This is a genomic window from Streptacidiphilus sp. ASG 303 (assembly GCF_020991365.1).
Taxonomy (GTDB): Bacteria; Actinomycetota; Actinomycetes; order Streptomycetales; family Streptomycetaceae; genus Peterkaempfera.
The window spans coordinates 63,677-80,127 of sequence record NZ_JAJLRA010000017.1; the positions used below are offsets into that span (position 1 = coordinate 63,677).

11 protein-coding genes are annotated in these 16,451 nt (G+C 77.5%); 6 read left to right on the plus strand and 5 right to left on the minus strand.

Annotated elements, in window-relative coordinates:
• The first annotated feature begins 87 nt into the window (after positions 1-87).
• The 5 genes from LO771_RS20400 (at position 88) to LO771_RS20420 (ending at position 5,200) form a co-directional block, all read left to right on the plus strand.
• Positions 88-729: an amino acid ABC transporter permease gene (locus LO771_RS20400; RefSeq protein ID WP_374228205.1), complete on the plus strand. Its 642-nt coding sequence runs from the start codon at positions 88-90 to the stop codon at positions 727-729.
• Entirely contained in the window at positions 726-1,631 is a 906-nt protein-coding gene (locus LO771_RS20405) for an amino acid ABC transporter permease (RefSeq protein ID WP_230654534.1), read from the plus strand. The genes LO771_RS20400 and LO771_RS20405 overlap by 4 nt, the downstream gene beginning before the upstream one ends.
• A gap of 270 nt (positions 1,632-1,901) precedes the next feature.
• Complete coding sequence (locus LO771_RS20410; protein WP_230654536.1) at positions 1,902-3,587, plus strand: FAD-dependent monooxygenase; 1,686 nt, start codon at positions 1,902-1,904, stop codon at positions 3,585-3,587.
• Positions 3,588-4,280: 693 nt separating this feature from the next.
• The gene (locus LO771_RS20415) at positions 4,281-4,799 is read left to right on the plus strand and encodes a cysteine dioxygenase (protein WP_230654537.1); all 519 of its coding nucleotides are present in this window, start codon (positions 4,281-4,283) and stop codon (positions 4,797-4,799) included.
• Positions 4,787-5,200, plus strand: coding sequence for a rhodanese-like domain-containing protein (locus tag LO771_RS20420; RefSeq protein ID WP_230654539.1), 414 nt, complete (start codon positions 4,787-4,789; stop codon positions 5,198-5,200). The genes LO771_RS20415 and LO771_RS20420 overlap by 13 nt, the downstream gene beginning before the upstream one ends.
• A gap of 448 nt (positions 5,201-5,648) precedes the next feature.
• On the opposite strand, the gene recX is transcribed toward LO771_RS20420, so the two are convergent.
• From recX to LO771_RS20445, 5 genes are all read right to left on the minus strand, one after another.
• Complete coding sequence (gene recX / locus LO771_RS20425; protein WP_230654540.1) at positions 5,649-6,434, minus strand: recombination regulator RecX; 786 nt, start codon at positions 6,432-6,434, stop codon at positions 5,649-5,651.
• Between the two features lie 7 nt (positions 6,435-6,441).
• The gene (recA, locus tag LO771_RS20430) at positions 6,442-7,581 is read right to left on the minus strand and encodes a recombinase RecA (RefSeq protein WP_230654541.1); all 1,140 of its coding nucleotides are present in this window, start codon (positions 7,579-7,581) and stop codon (positions 6,442-6,444) included.
• A gap of 207 nt (positions 7,582-7,788) precedes the next feature.
• Positions 7,789-9,192, minus strand: coding sequence for an AI-2E family transporter (locus LO771_RS20435; RefSeq protein WP_230654542.1), 1,404 nt, complete (start codon positions 9,190-9,192; stop codon positions 7,789-7,791).
• Between the two features lie 147 nt (positions 9,193-9,339).
• Entirely contained in the window at positions 9,340-9,534 is a 195-nt protein-coding gene (locus LO771_RS20440; RefSeq protein WP_230654543.1) for a DUF3046 domain-containing protein, read from the minus strand.
• Between the two features lie 156 nt (positions 9,535-9,690).
• Positions 9,691-11,337 carry a S8 family serine peptidase gene (locus LO771_RS20445; protein ID WP_230654545.1) on the minus strand — a complete coding sequence of 549 codons (1,647 nt, stop codon included), beginning with the start codon at positions 11,335-11,337 and terminating at the stop codon, positions 9,691-9,693.
• Positions 11,338-11,492: 155 nt separating this feature from the next.
• Here LO771_RS20445 and LO771_RS20450 point away from each other — a divergent pair, with 155 nt between their 5' ends.
• Positions 11,493-16,421: an ATP-dependent helicase gene (locus LO771_RS20450; RefSeq protein WP_230654546.1), complete on the plus strand. Its 4,929-nt coding sequence runs from the start codon at positions 11,493-11,495 to the stop codon at positions 16,419-16,421.
• Positions 16,422-16,451 lie beyond the last annotated feature (30 nt).

Sequence of the window (16,451 nt, forward strand, 5' to 3'; positions counted from 1 at the left end):
CCGAACCCCGGGGCGGCGGCCGTCCGGCCGCCGCCCCGGCCACGCCCGAATCCCCACCCCGGGAGGAGGAAGGCCGCCTTGGACCTCCTGTTCCGCGACCACAACCTCGCGCTCTTCCGCGACGGCTTCCTGCACACGGTCGAGCTGACCGCGATCAGCGGCCTGCTCGCCCTGCTGCTGGGGGTGCTGCTGGCCGCCTTCCGCGTCTCGCCCGTGCCGCCGCTGCGCGTCTTCGGCACGGTCTGGGTGAACGTGCTCCGCAACACCCCGCTCGTCCTGCTCTTCTTCGCCGTCGTCTTCGGCCTGCCGAAGATCGGCGTCTCGCTGGACTACTTCACCTTCGCCGTGCTGGCGCTGGGCTGCTACACCTCCAGCTTCGTCTGCGAGGCGGTGCGCTCGGGCATCAACACGGTGCCGCTGGGCCAGGCCGAGGCGGCCCGCAGCCTGGGCATGACCTTCGGCCAGACGCTGCGCCTGGTGGTGCTGCCCCAGGCCACCCGCACGGTGGTGGCGCCCCTCGGGTCCGTCCTGATCGCGCTCGCCAAGAACTCCGCGATCGCCGGCGCGTTCAACGTCTTCGAGCTCTACGGCGTGATGCGGACCTGGAACGAGCGCGGCTACGACATCGTCGCGATCTTCTTCTGGGTGGCCGTGGGCTACCTCGTCATCACCTTCGCGATCAGCGGGCTGTTCCGCGCCCTGGAGAACCGACTGGCGGTGGCACGATGAGCGGCAGCGTCCTCTACGACGCCCCGGGCCCCCGGGCCCGCCGGCGCAACCTCGCCGTCGGCGTGCTCGCCACCGCGGGCATCGCCGCCCTGGTCTGGGTGGCGGTGGCGCGGCTGGCCTCGCACGGGCAGTTCTCGGCCGACATGTGGGCGCCGTTCCAGTACAAGAACGTGCAGGAGCGGCTGCTGCACGGGCTGCAGGACACCCTGACCGCGTTCGCGTTCGCCGCCGTGCTGTCGCTGGCCCTCGGCGCGCTGCTGGCGGCCGGGCGGCTCTCGGACCACCGGCCGGTGCGCTGGTTCTGCACCGCCTTCGTCGAGTTCTTCCGGGCGATGCCGCTGGTCATCATGATCTTCGCGCTCTACCAGGGGCTCTTCGGCGACGCCCCGCTGTGGGCGCTGGTGGCCGGCCTGACGCTGTACAACGGCTCGGTGCAGGCCGAGATCTTCCGCGCCGGCATCAACGCCGTGCCCCGGGGGCAGGCCGAGGCGGCGTACGCGCTCGGCATGCGCAAGTCCCAGGTCATGGGCGGCGTGCTGGTGCCGCAGGCCGTCCGGGCGATGCTGCCGTCGGTGCTCAGCCAACTGGTCGTCACCCTCAAGGACACCTCGCTCGGCTACATCATCACCTACGAGGAGCTGCTGTACGTCGGCAAGCTGATCGCGGGCACCACCAGCACCGCCGAGGGCTACCCCTACGTGCCGGTCGTGCTCGTGATCGCGCCGGTCTACATCGGCCTGTGCCTGGCCCTGTCCGGCCTGGCCCGGTGGCTGGAGACCCGCGGCCGCCGGAACCGCGGCGCGGGGCCCGGCGCACCGGCGAAGGACGCGGGGACCGGCGGCGCGGGCCTGCCGGCCGCGGCGGGGCCCGCGGCCGCGGGATCGGCGGCCACCGGGGAGTGAGCCGGCGGGAGGCGGGCCGCCGGGGAGCGGACCGTCTCGGCTGACGCAGCGTCAACCGCCCCCGGAGCGCCCGGCGCCCCGGGGGCTCCCCGGTCTCCACGGCGCGATCCGGCGTGCACCCGGAGCTGCTTGACGCGCCCCCCGGCGATCTGTTGCATTGCTCTTCGTGACAGGATGCGGGGTACTGCGGCCAGGCGGCCCACCGGGCGGACCGACACACCGTCGGCTGCGCCGTACGCGACCCCCGCAGCCCCTCCCGGGAGCCGCACCGTGGATCCGGTGATCATCGTCGGGGCCGGACCGGTCGGCCTCGCCCTCGCGCTCGACCTCGCCCGCCACGAGGTGCCCAGCGTCGTCCTCGACGACGGGCCGGGCCTGTGCCCGGAGTCGCCCCGCACCACCGTCCTGCGCCCGGACACCGCGGCCCAGCTCGCCCGGCTCGGCTACACGCGCGCCGCCGCCGACGGCGCCGCCTGGGACGCCTGGCACGTCCTGCGCCGCCGCCAGGAGGTGCTCCGCCTCGACCTGTCCGCGACGCCCGTCCTCCACCTGCCCCAGCACCGCCTCCAGCGCGGCCTGCGGGACGCCGCCGGCGCCGAGCCGCTGGTCGAACTGGTGCCGCTGCAGCGCGTCGAGGAGCTGGAGCAGGACGGCGACGGGGTGGGCGTGCGCACCCGGCACGCCCAGGACGGCCGGTCCACCTGGTGGCGCGGCAGCCACCTCGTCGGCTGCGACGGCGCCCGGTCCACGGTGCGCCGCCTGCTGCGCGTCCGCTTCCCCGGCCGGACGGCCGTCGACCGGTACGCCGTCGCCACCCTCCGTGTCGACCTGCCCTTCCCCGGCGAGGCCCGGCTGCACCGCGACCCGCCGTGGCGCGGCGACCGCGAGGCCCTGGCCCGCCCGCTGCCCGACGGCGTGTGGCGGCTCGACTGGCGGCTGCCGCCCGGCCGCCCCTCCCCCGCCGAACCCGTCGACCCGCACGCCACCTGGCCCGGCATCGTCACCGGCGACACCCTGGTCGCCCGGGTCCGCGCCACCCTGGCGGGCTGGTGCGGCGAGGTCCCCCGCTACGAGCTGCTGGCCGCCGCCGACCACACCGTGCAGCAGCGGCTCGCCGGGCGGTTCCGCACCGGGCGCTGCTTCCTCGCCGGCGACGCCGCCCACCTGCACGGTGCGCTCGGCATGCAGAACCTCGACGACGGGCTGCGGGACGCCGCCAACCTCGCCTGGAAGCTCGCCCTCGTCTGGCACCACCACGCCGGCGACGCCCTGCTGGACTCCTACGAGGCCGAGCGGCGCGGCGCGGTCGGCGCACGGCTGCGGGCCGTGGACCAGGCCATGCCGCTGCTGCGGCCCGTCAAGGGCTGGCAGCAGGCCCGGCGCAGCCTGCTGTCCGGCTCCTTCCGCCGGCACGCCCCGCTGCTGGCCGACGGCACGCTCGGCACCGGGCGCTTCGGCAGCCCCCCGGCCTACCCGGGCGGCCCCGGCGGCCCGGCCCGGTCCGGCGGGACGGGCGGCGGCCGGGGCGGGCGGGGCGCCACCGCACTCTCGGAGGGCATGGCCTCCACGGCGCCGGGCGTCCTGGTGCCGGACGTCCCGGTGATCACCGCCGACGGCGCGCACCACCGGCTGTACGAACGGCTCGGCCGCGGGTTCCTGTTGGTCCTGGTGGCCCCCGGCACGGGGGTGTGGGCCAGCGAGCACTGGCTGGGGGCCGGGCTGATGCCGCGGCTCGCGGCGTCCGCCGCGGCGCTGCCGGCGCCCGCCGAGGTGGTGGTGGCCGAGGTGTACGAGGGTGCGGCCGCCCACACCGTGCTGCTGGTCCGGCCGGACGGCCACCTGGTCGGCACGGTGCAGGGGCACCGGCCGGAGGAGCTGCGGGAGCTCGCGGACCGCGCCCGCGGCGGCCCCGCCGCCCTGCCCACCGCGGAGCCCGCCACCGAGCCCGCCGGCTGAGCCTGCCGGTCGGGCCCGGGGTCGGCCCCGGGGGTCGGACCCGTGCGGTGAGCCCGGGGGCCGCATACGCGGGTCGGGCACGGGGGCCGCACGCGGCGGTCGACGGCGCGGCTGAGCAGGCCACCGGCGCCCGGGGCGGCGCGCAGGGGAGCAGCACCGCGGGACGGCGGGACGGCGGGATGCGGCGGTGCTGCGGGATGCGGGGGTGCGGGCCACCGGCGGCGCGGTGCGTCCTTGACCGGGTTCCGCTCACGTGGTTGAGTCCGACCGTGGGACTTCTCGGCATCAGGCTCTTCCGCCGTACGCACCTGGACACGGTCCGGTACGTCGGCTGCCTGTGTTGCCGCTGCGCCGTCTGACCGACCCCGTCCGCGGATCCCGCCGGCCGCCGCCCCGCAGCCCGCGCCGTCCGCGTCGTCGCGCCCAGCGCAGCCGCCCCGCCGCACTCCCGGCCGGGCCATCCGCACCCGCAGTCGCCCGCACCCGGGCGCCGCCCCAGGACGGTCCTCCTTGCCCCGCACCGACTCATCCGCGTCCGCGTCCACCCGCACGTCCGCCGCCTCCTCCCGTACGTCCGCGCCTGCCCCGCCGGTGTCCGCACGCGTGACGCGGGGGAACCCGGCGACCGGCAGCCGGGCGGCCGGGAACCCGAGGACCGGGAACCCGGCGGACGCTCCTGCCGCAGCCGCTCCCGTGGTGGCCGCTCCTGCGGACGGCGGCCCCTCGCTCGCCGAGCTGCTGGACTTCGCCCACCGCACCGCCGCCGACCCCGCCGTCCTGGCCCGGCTGCCGCTCCGTCCGGAGGAGCGGACCTGGATCGCGCTGGAGGGGCCCGGCGGCAGTGAGGCCTGGGTGATCGGCTGGCCGCCGGGGAGCGGAACCGGCTGGCACGACCACGGCGGCTCCCGCGGCGCCTTCGCCACCGCCGCAGGCCGGCTCACCGAGCAGTCGCTCGCCGCGGAGCTGCCCACCGAGGGGTGGCGGACGCTGGAGCTGATGGAGGGCGTCGACCGCGAACGCGACCTCCCGGCCGGGCGAGGACGGGCCTTCGGCCCCCACCACGTGCACCAGGTGGTGAACACCTCACCGGAGGGGCACGCCGTCTCGGTGCACGTCTACCACCCGCCGCTGCCCCTGCTGCGGCGCTACAGCAGGGACGGACAGGTGCTGCGCCTGGAAGCCGTCGAGGAGCCCGGGGAGTGGACGCGGTGACGGGGGCACCCCGCAGCATCGACCAGGTCCTCGCGGCGGTCCGCGCCCGTCTCGACAGGGTGACGCCCCGTCAGGCGGATGCCGCGGTGCGGGAGGAGGGGGCGCTGCTGGTCGACATCCGCTACGCCGCGCTGCGCGAACGGGACGGGACGGTGCCCGGCGCCCTGGTCGTGGAGCGCAACGAACTGGAGTGGCGTCTCGACCCGCAGTGCGACCACCGGCTGCCCGAGGCCGTCCACCACGGTCTGCGGGTGATCGTGCTCTGCAACGAGGGCTATGCCTCCTCCCTCGCCGCGGCCTCCCTGCGGGAACTCGGCCTGCACCGGGCCACCGACATGGTCGGCGGCTTCCAGGCGTGGGCCGCCGCCGGCCTGCCCGTCGAGCCGCCGGCCCCGGAGTGAGCAGAGTCGGAGCGGCCGGCGGCGGAACGGACGTCGGCGAATGGACGGCGACGAGCGGACAGCGACGAGCGGACGGCAGGGCGGTCGGCCGTGCGGTGTGTGCCGTGCCGGAGATGTGAGCCCGCCGGCCGCGGGCCCCGCTCCGCTGCCGGGACCCGGCGCGTCCCCCGCGCACCGGCCCGGGCAGGGGGGCCACCGCACGGCCCGGACCGGCACCGGACGCCCGAAGCCCTGTCGGCGGACGGGCACCCCTCCGGCGGCCGGACCGGCGGACAGCAACCGCCGGGCGGCTCGACCGTCGGCGTGCTCCGTGATCGTGCGCCGAGCCGTCGGGAGCCGGTCTCCGCGGGTCCAACCGCCCTGCGCCCAGCCGCCGGGTGCCCGGCTGTCGGGTGCCCGGCCGCCCGGTGCTCGGTGCTCGGTCGTCGGGCTCTCGATCGTCGGGTGCTCAGTCGTCGGGCAGCCAGTGGTCCAGTGCCTCGCCGGACTCGCCCTCCTCGGCGAGCGCCTCCCGCACGACCCGCAGGGCCAGGCCCTCGGGGTACCCACGGCGGGCGAGCATCCCGGCCAGGCGGCGGATGCGCACCTGCCGGTCGAGGCCGCGGGTGGAGCGCAGCTTGCGGTCCACCAGGGCGCGGGCGGTCTGCGCCTCCTGCTCCGGGTCGAGCCGGGAGACCGCTTCGTCGGCCACGTCGCCGGAGACCCCCCGCGAACGCAGCTCCCGGGCGAGGGCGCGCCGGGCCAGCCCGCGGCCGGCGTGACGGGACTCCACCCAGGCTCCGGCGAAGGCCGCGTCGTCGATCAGGCCCACGTCCTCGAACCGGGAGAGCACCTCCTCGGCGGCCTCCTCGGGGATGCCCCGCCTGCGCAGGGCGTCCGCGAGCTGCCTCCGGGTGCGCGGCGACCCGGTGAGCAGCCGCAGGCAGATCGCCCGCGCCTGCGTCGCGGGATCGCGCGTGTCGGGCTCCTCCTCCGCACGGGAGGAGGGGCCCGCCGTACGCCCGGACCGGCCGGTGCGTGTGCGTCGGCCGGACCCGGCCGGGGACCGGCGGGCCGGCGCGGACGGCGGCCGTTCGCCCCCGTCCCCGTCGGGCGCAGCCGGTCCGGGCTCCGGCCGGGGCTCGTGCTGCTGGTACGAGGTGCCCCCGACGCCGCTGGCGCACCAGTCCAGGGGACCCCAGTCGCCCGTCCCCGGTTCTCCGCCGGGGACGGGCGGCTCGGCGCTGCTCCGCATCGGCGGATCAGGCCTTGGCGGTCTTCTTGGCCGCCGCGGCCTTGGCGGCGGTGGCCGTGATGGGCTTGGCCGCGTCGTCGGCGGCGGCGGCCGGGACGGCCGGAGCAGCCGCGGCGGCCGGGTCCGCCGGGTCGGCGGCGGGGGTGTCGACGCGCGGTCCGACGCCCAGCTTCTCCTTGATCTTCTTCTCGATCTCGTCGGCGAGGTCGGGGTTGTCGCGCAGGAAGTTGCGCGCGTTCTCCTTGCCCTGGCCGAGCTGGTCGCCCTCGTAGGTGTACCAGGCGCCCGACTTGCGGATGAAGCCGTGCTCCACACCCATGTCGATCAGGCCGCCCTCGCGGCTGATGCCCACGCCGTAGAGGATGTCGAACTCGGCCTGCTTGAACGGCGAGGCCACCTTGTTCTTGACGACCTTGACCCGGGTGCGGTTGCCGACCGCCTCGGTGCCGTCCTTGAGGGTCTCGATGCGGCGGATGTCCAGGCGCACCGAGGCGTAGAACTTCAGCGCCCGGCCACCGGTGGTGGTCTCGGGGGAGCCGAACATCACGCCGACCTTCTCGCGGAGCTGGTTGATGAAGATCGCGGTGGTCTTGGACTGGTTGAGCGCACCGGTGATCTTCCGCAGCGCCTGGCTCATCAGGCGGGCCTGGAGGCCCACGTGCGAGTCGCCCATCTCGCCCTCGATCTCGGCGCGCGGCACCAGGGCCGCCACCGAGTCGATGACGATGAGGTCGATGGCCCCGGAGCGGATCAGCATGTCCGTGATCTCCAGGGCCTGCTCGCCCGTGTCGGGCTGCGAGACCAGGAGGGCGTCGGTGTCGACGCCCAGCTTCTTCGCGTAGTCGGGGTCGAGGGCGTGCTCGGCGTCCACGAACGCCACGATGCCGCCGGCCCGCTGGGCGTTGGCCACCGCGTGGAGGGCGATGGTCGTCTTGCCGGAGGACTCCGGACCGTAGACCTCCACCACGCGGCCGCGCGGGAGCCCGCCGACGCCGAGGGCGACGTCCAGGGCGATGGAGCCGGTCGGGATGACCTCGATCGGTGCACGCGCCTCGTCACCGAGGCGCATCACCGACCCCTTGCCGAACTGTCGCTCGATCTGCGCGAGTGCGGTCTCGAGGGCCCGCTCGCGATCGGTACCTGCCATGGATTCCACCCTGCTGGTTTGTGCTGTGCGCTTCATCGTCCTCGACGCTAGCGCGTACCACTGACAATCGGGCCCGGGCGGCCCCGCCTGTGGACAACCCGCCGGGAACCAGCATACAGAACACAAGTTCGATTACCGGGGGGAACGGCACCCCGGGACCGGGCCCGGGACACCCCGGAGCAGCACCGGCGCCCCGCGGGAGCGCCCTCAGCCGCGGTCCGGACCGCCCGCCGCGGACCCGCCCCCGCCGCCGTCCCGACCGCCGCCCGGACCGCCGTCCCGACCGCCGGCGTCCCCGCCGCCACCTGCCCCGGGACCCGCCCCGGGGCCGGTCCCGGGGCCGGTCCCCCCGCCGCCGCGGCGGCGCCGGGAGACGAGCCGGCGCAGGCGCCGGGCCGCCTCGGCGCGCCGCAGCCGCCGCAGCCGCCGCGCCTCGCCCCGGTCGATCCGCGGGTCGTGGGCGACCTCGTAGCGCCGGACGTACGTGCTGACGAACCCCTGGAGGGTCGCCGCCACCGGGATGGCGATGACCGCGCCCACCCCTCCCAGCAGGGCGGCCCCCGCGACCACCGCGCCGAACGCCACCGCCGGGTGCACCTCCACCGTCCGCGCGGTCACCCGGGGCTGCAGCAGGTAGTTCTCCACCTGCTGGTAGACGACCACGAAGACCAGCACCCACAGCGCGTCGACCGGGTCCACGGTGAGCGCCACCAGGATCGGCAGCGCCCCGGCCAGATAGGTGCCGATGGTCGGCACGAACTGCGAGACCACGCCCACCCAGACCGCGAGCGCGGCCGCGTACGGGATGCCCAGGGCGAACAGGAGCGCCGCGTGCGCCACGGCGGAGAAGAGCGCCAGCAGGGCGCGCGAGTAGAGGTACCCGCCGGTCTTGGCGAGGGCGATCTCCCAGGCGCGCAGCACCTCGGCCTGCCGCGACGGCGGCAGCAGCGAGCAGACCGTGCGGCGCACCCGGGGGCCGTCCGCCGTGAAGTAGAAGGTGAAGAGGGCGATGGTGAAGAGGCGGAAGAGGCCGCCCACCAGCGTGCTGGACAGGCCCCAGACGTTCCCGGCGGCCTGCTGGGCGTACCGCTCGACGTCGCCGGAGTCCCGCAGGATTCGCCGCTGCAGCTCGTCCAGGGTCAGCTGCGTGTGGAAGGTGGCGTTGACCCGGCGGACCAGGTCGTCCAGCAGGTGCGGCAGCTGCCGCGCCACCTGGCCGACCTGGTCGACCAGGAGGGTGCCCAGGGCGGCCAGGAAGCCGGCCATGCAGAGCAGCACCACCAGGAAGACGACGAGGGTGCCGAGGCCGCGCCGCACCCCGCGGGCCGCCATCCGGTCCACGGCGGGCTCCATCGCCAGGGACAGGAAGAAGGAGACCAGGAGCATGGTGAAGAGGCCGACCAGCCGGTGGAAGGCCCAGTCGGCGAACTCGAAGAGCCCCGCGAAGGCGAAGCCGAGCAGCAGCGCCCTGGGGAGCCAGGGGGGCATGGCCTCGCCCCACCGGGAGGCGCGCCCCGGTGCGGGCGCGGACCCGGGGGCGCCGGGGGCCTGCCGGGGCCCGGGTCCCTGCGGGATCCCGGGGGTCTGCTGGGGTTCGTCGCTGCCGGCCACGGGCCCAGTCTCACCCATGCATGCAGCGGCCCGCGCACGGACCCGCCACCCCGCCGCCCGCTCCGCCGCAGGTCCGGCGGCCCGGGGCGCACCGGGGAGCAGAGCCCCGGGGGCACGGGGCCCGGGGCTCACGGGTTCCCGGAGGGCTCAGCGGTGGGCCGCGGGCACCTCCATCGCCGCGCACACCGCGCGCCAGACGTCCTTGGCCTCCCACCCCGCGTCCAGGGCCTGGTGGACGGTGCGCCCGCCGAGCTCGGTCATCACGTGGTCGCGGGCGAAGCTGTCCGCGTACGCCTCGCCGAAGTGGGCGTTCATCCTCCGCCAGAACTCTGTCAGCCGCATGGCGTCCAGTATGGCGCCCCGCGCCGCCCCCGCCGCCGGGGGCGGCCGCCCGACGCACCGGCGCCGCCGCGGCCGCCCCGCACCCGGGGTCCCGGGCCCGCGGCCCCGGGCGGGCGGCCGGGCGGCGCGGTGGCCCCGGTACGGGGCGCGGGGCGGCTACGGGCCGGAACCCGGAGCGGGCGGGTCCGGCGGGACGGCGAGCACCCCGGCGCCGAAGTAGCGGGGGTCCGCGCACAGCTCCGGCCCGAGCGGGCAGCGCCCCCGCCGCGCCGCGGCGGTCAGCGCCTCCCGCAGCCGGTCCGAGCCCCAGTCCGGGTGGGCGGCCGCCGCCAGCGCCACCGCGCCGGTGACGTGCGCGGCCGCCATCGAGGTGCCGGCCAGCGCCGCGTAGCGCCCGCCCGGCCAGTCCGAGACCACGGCCCTGGCCGAACCGCCGTCCGGGTCGCCGCCGGGTGCGGCGAGCGTGATCCGGCCGCCTCCGTAGTTGGAGTACCCGGCGAGCGCGCCGGAGCGCTCCACGGCGCTCACCGCGACGACCCCGGGCAGCTCCGCCGGCAGGCGGATGCACTCGCTGCCGAGGGTGCGGACCACCGGGGCGGCGCCGGCGGTCCGGTCGTTGGGGCTGCGGGCGTCGGTGCGGGGCGCCCCGAGGTCCTGGGCGTCGTTGCCGGCCGAGGCGACCACCACGGCGCCGCGCTCCTGGGCGTAGCGCACCGCGCGGGCGACGGCGGCGATGACGGCCGCCTGGTCGGGGTCCTCGGGGCAGTTGTACTTCCACGGGTCGGAGAAGTAGCTGTCGTTGATGGCGCGGGCCCCGTGGTCGGCCGCCCACAGCAGCCCGCAGACGATGTTCTCGGCGTAGTACTGGCCCTGCGGGCCGAGCAGCCGCACGGCGGCGATCCGCACGCCGGGGGCCACCCCGACCACGCCGTCGCCGTCCCGGGCCGCGCCGACGATGCCGGCGACGTGGGTGCCGTGGCCGCTCTCGGGGATGGTGCCGTCGGGCCGCCAGGCGCCGTCGGAGCGGTCGGGCCTGCCGTCGGCGCAGGACGCCGAGCGGTCCGGGTCGACCGCGGCGCGCAGGTCGGGGTGGCTGTCGTCCACGCCGGAGTCCAGGACGGCCACCACCACGCGGCCGAGCGCCTCCTGCCGCCGGTCGCCGCCGAACCCGCTGGGCAGTCCGGCGACGTCGCCGCCCGGACCCGGGTCGGCGCCGATCATCTCCAGGTTCCAGGCGGGCCGCTCGCGGGGGTCCGGGACGGTCGGGGTGTTGTCGGCCGGAAGCAGGTCCGCCGGGCGGCCCCGGGCGGGGGCGGCGTCCTGCGGCCCGGGTGCGGCGCCCTCAGGCCCGGGTGCCGCACCCTGCGGCCCAGGTGCCGCGTCCTGCGGGAGGGGGGCGGCGCCGCGCGGGGGCCGGGGGCCGCCGGGGCGGCGGAGGTCGCCGGGGTCCGCCAGGCTCCCGGGGGGCGCGGGCACGGGGGCGGTGCGGGCGGCGCCGGCCTCGGCGATGCCGGGGCGCCGCCGCAGCCGGTCCGCGAAGGAACGGCTGTCGGCGTAGGCGAGGACCACGCCGATCTGGGGGTAGTCCTGGACGACGGTGCCGCCGGCCGCGCGCACCTCCCGTCCGGCGAGGGCTGCGCCGGACGCGTCGTCCCGGTCGGCGACGACCAGGTAGCCGAGGTAGGCGTGGCCGGGGCCGCCCACGTAGGGGACGGCCCCGCCGAGGATCAGTGCGGCGAGCGAGAGCACGACCAGGCACCGGACGGGCAGGAGGAGGGTACGGCGGCTCCTGACCTGCTGCACCGCACCTCCAACCGTCGCCGGCGCCCTGCGGGAGATCACAGGTCCTTTCATACGATATGAGCAGAATGTGAGGTATGCCGCGCCGGGCTGGACCGGACGCGGGACGGCGGTCCCGTCCGGGGCCGGCTGTCAGTGGGGCGGGGCACCATGGGGGGATGGCGCGACGCACCCCCGCCCCGAAGGGCGGCCCCGACCCGGACCCCGGCCCCCGGGACGCCGCGGACCGGCGGCCCCGCACGGCCGGCGGACCCCGGTCCGGCCCGCGGTCCGGTGGGCCGTCCGGCCCCGGGCCCGGCGCACCCGCGGGCGCGCCGTCCGACCCGCTCGCCGGGTTCTCCCCCGCGACCCGGTCCTGGTTCGAGGGGGCCTTCCACGCCCCCACCCCCGCCCAGGCCGGCGCCTGGCGGGCCATCGGCGAGGACTCCGACGTCCTGGTGGTGGCGCCCACCGGCTCCGGCAAGACGCTCGCCGCCTTCCTCTCCGCCCTGGACCGCCTCGCCACCGTCCCGCCGCCCGCCGAGGCCGTCCGGCGCTGCCGGGTCCTGTACGTCTCGCCGCTGAAGGCGCTCGCCGTCGACGTCGAGCGCAACCTGCGCTCCCCGCTCACCGGCCTGCGGCAGACCGCGGTGCGGCTCGGCCTGCCCGAACCCGAGGTGCAGGTGGGCATCCGGTCCGGGGACACCCCGGCCGCCGAGCGGCGCCGCTTCGCCACCCACCCGCCGGACATCCTCATCACCACCCCCGAGTCGCTCTTCCTGCTGCTCACCTCGGCGGCCCGGGAGGCGCTGCGCGGTGTGGAGACGGTGATCCTCGACGAGGTGCACGCCGTCGCCGGGACGAAGCGCGGCGCCCACCTCGCCCTCACCCTGGAGCGGCTGGACCACCTGCTGGAGCGGCCCGCCCGCCGCATCGGCCTCTCCGCGACCGTGCGCCCGGTGGACGAGGTCGCCCGCTTCCTCAGCCCGCAGCGCCGGGTGGCGGTGGTCCAGCCGCCGTCGGCGAAGGAGTTCGACCTGTCGGTGGTCGTCCCGGTGGAGGACCTGGGCGAGCTGTCCGGGGGCCGGCCCCCGGAGCAGGACGGCCCCCCGGGCGACCCGGCGCGACAGGCGTCGATCTGGCCGCACGTCGAGGAGCGGATCACCGACCTGGTGCAGGAGCACCGCTCGACCATCGTCTTCGCCAACTCCCGGCGCCTCGCCGAGCGGCTCTGCAACCGGCTCAACGAGATCGCCCACGAGCGTGCGGGCGGCGGACCGCTGCCCGAGGACCACTCCCCCGCGGCGACCGCGGCGCAGGCCGGGGCGAGCCGGGCGGCGCCGCCGGTGCTGGCCCGCGCCCACCACGGCTCGGTCTCCAAGGAGCAGCGCGCCGTGGTCGAGGAGCAGCTCAAGGCCGGGGTGCTGCCCGCCGTGGTCGCCACCTCCAGCCTGGAGCTGGGCATCGACATGGGCGCCGTCGACCTGGTCGTCCAGGTGGAGTCGCCGCCGTCGGTCGCGTCCGGCCTGCAGCGGGTGGGCCGGGCCGGGCACCAGGTCGGGGCGGTCTCCACCGGCGTGGTCTTCCCCAAGTACCGGGGCGACCTGGTGCAGGCGGCCGTGGTCACCGAGCGGATGCGCGAGGGCCGGATCGAGTCCTTGCGGGTGCCGCGCAACCCGCTGGACGTGCTGGCGCAGCAGGTCGTCGCGATGACCGCCCTGGACACCTGGGACGTCGACGAGCTGCTGGCCGTGGTGCGGCGCGCCGCGCCGTTCGCCGCGCTGCCGCAGTCGGCGTACGAGTCGGTGCTGGACATGCTCGCCGGGCGCTACCCCTCCGACGCCTTCGCCGAGCTGCGGCCCCGGGTCGTCTGGGACCGGGTGGCCGGTACCGTCGCCGGGCGCCCGGGCGCCCAGCGGCTCGCCGTCACCTCCGGCGGCACCATCCCCGACCGGGGCCTGTTCGGGGTCTTCCTGGCCGGCGCGGACCCGAAGAAGGGCGGCGGCCGGGTCGGCGAGCTCGACGAGGAGATGGTGTACGAGTCGCGCGTCGGCGACGTCTTCACCCTGGGCACCACCTCCTGGCGGATCGAGGACATCACCCACGACCGGGTGCTGGTCTCCCCCGCGCCCGGCGTCCCCGGCAAGCTGCCGTTCTGGCACGGCGACGCGCTGGGGCGGCCGCTGGAGCTGGGCCGGGCCCTCGGCGCGTTCCTCCGGGAGGTCGGCGGCCTCGCCCCCGACGCCGCCCGCGAGCGGCTGCGGGCCGCCGGGCTGGACGAGTGGGCCGCCGCCAACGTGGTCTCCTACCTCGCCGAGCAGCGGCAGGCCTGCGGGCACGTGCCCGACGACCGGACCGTGGTGGTGGAGCGGTTCCGCGACGAGCTGGGCGACTGGCGGGTCGCCGTGCACTCCCCCTTCGGCGCCCAGGTGCACGCCCCCTGGGCGCTGGCCCTCGGCGCACGGCTGCAGGAGCGGTACGGGCTGGACGCGCAGGTCATGCACGCCGACGACGGCATCGTGCTGCGGCTCCCCGACGCGGACCTGCTGGACTTCCCGCAGGAGCTCGACCCGTTCGCCGGGGCGGCCGGCGCCGGACCGGCCCCCGGCGCCGACGAGGCACCGCTCGGCGCGGACGCCGCCGTCTTCGACCCGGGCGAGGTGGAGCAGCTGGTCACCGACCAGGTCGGCGGCTCGGCCCTGTTCGCCTCCCGGTTCCGCGAGTGCGCGGCCCGCGCCCTGCTGCTGCCGCGCCGCAGCCCCGGCCGCCGCACCCCACTGTGGCAGCAGCGCCAGCGGGCCTCGCAGCTGCTCCAGGTGGCCTCGGAGTTCGGGTCGTTCCCGATCGTGCTGGAGGCCGTCCGCGAGTGCCTGCAGGACGTCTTCGACGTCCCCGGGCTGGTCGAGCTGATGCGCGACATCGAGGCCCGGCGGGTCCGCCTGGTCGAAGTGACCACGCCCGAGCCCTCCCCCTTCGCCCGCTCGCTGCTCTTCGGCTACGTCGCCCAGTTCCTGTACGAGGGCGACTCGCCGCTGGCCGAGCGGCGCGCCTCCGCACTGTCGCTGGACTCCCGGCTGCTCGCCGAGCTGCTCGGCCAGGCCGAGCTGCGCGAGCTGCTGGACTTGGACGTCCTCGCCGGGCTGGAGGCCGAGCTGCAGCGGCTCACCCCCGACCGGCGGGTCAAGGACGCCGAGGGCGTCGCCGACGCCCTGCGGCTGCTGGGCCCGCTGACCACGGCGGAACTGGCCGAACGGGGCGCGGAGCCCGGCTGGCCCGCGGAGCTGGAGGCCGCCCGCCGCGCCATCCGGGTGCGGATCGCCGGCGAGGAGCGGTGGGCCGCGGTCGAGGACGCCGGGCGGCTGCGCGACGCCCTGGGCACACCGCTGCCGGTGGGCGTGCCCGAGGCGTTCACCGAACCGGTCAAGGACCCCCTCGGCGACCTGATGGCCCGCCACGCCCGCACCCACGGGCCGTTCACCGCCGCCGACGCCGCCGCCCGGTTCGGCCTCGGCACCGCCGTGGCCGCCGGCGCCCTGCACCGGCTGGCCGCCGTCGGGCGGGTCGTCCAGGGCGAGTTCCGGCCCGGCGGCAGCGGCAGCGAGTGGTGCGACAGCGAGGTGCTGCGGCGGCTGCGGCGGCGCTCGCTGGCCGCGCTGCGCCAGGAGGTGGAGCCGGTGCCGCCGCGCGCGCTCGCCGCCTTCCTCCCCCGGTGGCAGCACGTCGGGGCCGGCCGGCTGCGGGGCGTGGACGGGCTGGTCCGCGCCGTGGAGCAGCTCCAGGGCGCCCCCGTGCCCGCCTCCGCCCTGGAGAAGCTGGTGCTGCCCTCCCGGATGCTCGACTACTCCCCCGCGATGCTCGACGAGCTCACCGCCGCCGGCGAGGTCGTCTGGTCCGGCGCCGGGGCACTGCCCGGCAAGGACGGCTGGGTCACGCTCCACCTCGCCGACACCGCCCACCTGCTGCTGCCCGAGCCGCTGCCCCTGGAGACCACGCCCGTCCACCGCGCCCTGCTGGACGCCCTGGCGGGCGGCTACGGCCTCTTCTTCCGGCAGCTCGCCGACCGGGCCGCGGCCGCGGCGGCCGCCGCCGGGGACGCCCCGCCGTCCGACGCCGCCCTGGCCGACGCCCTGTGGGACCTCGTCTGGGCCGGGTACGCCACCAACGACACCCTCGGCCCGATGCGGGCCCTGCTGGGCTCGGGCCGCACCGCGGGCTCCACGGCCCACCGGGCGCCGCGCGCCGTCCCCCGCGGCCGCATCGGCGGCGCGGGCCGGGGGCTCGGCGGCCGCGCCGGACACACCTCCCGCACCGGGCCGCCCACGACGGCAGGCCGCTGGTCGCTGCTTCCCGAACGGACCGGCGACCCCACGCTGCGCGCCACCGCCGTGGCACAGACCCTGCTGGACCGGCACGGCGTCGTCACCCGGGGCGCGGTGGCCGCCGAGCGCGTGCCGGGCGGCTTCGCCGCCGCCTACCGGGTGCTGTCCGCCTTCGAGGAGAACGGCCGGGCCCGGCGCGGCTACGTCGTGGACGGCCTGGGCGCCGCCCAGTTCGCCACCGACGGCGCGGTGGACCGGCTGCGCGCCGTCAACGGCGCCCTGGAGAGGTCGGCCGCCGCCGATGCGGGATGGGGCGACCCCGACGGGGGGCCGGGCCTGCCCGGTCCCGGCCCCCTGCCGCCGGGCATCCGACCGCCCGGGGGCCGCGGCCCCCGGGCCGACGACGGCCCGCGGGCCCTGGTCCTGGCGGCCGCCGACCCCGCCAACGCGTACGGTGCGGCCCTGCCCTGGCCCGACCCACCCGGCGCCGAGGACGCCCGGTCGGGGCACAAGCCGGGCCGCAAGGCGGGGGCGCTGGTCGTCCTGGTCGACGGGGAGCTGGTCCTGTACGTGGAGCGCGGCGGCAAGTCGCTGCTCTCCTGGGCCGACGACGCCGACCGGCTCGGGCCGGCCACCGAGGCCCTGGCACGGGCGGTCCGGGAGGGGGCGCTCGGCGGGGTCACCGTGGAGCGGACCAACGGGGAGGCCGCCCTCACCTCGCCCCTGGGCCGCGCCTTGGAGGAGGCCGGGTTCCACCCCACCCCCCGCGGGCTGCGGCTGCGCGGATGAGCGGCGCCGCGCACGGCGGCCGCCGCGACC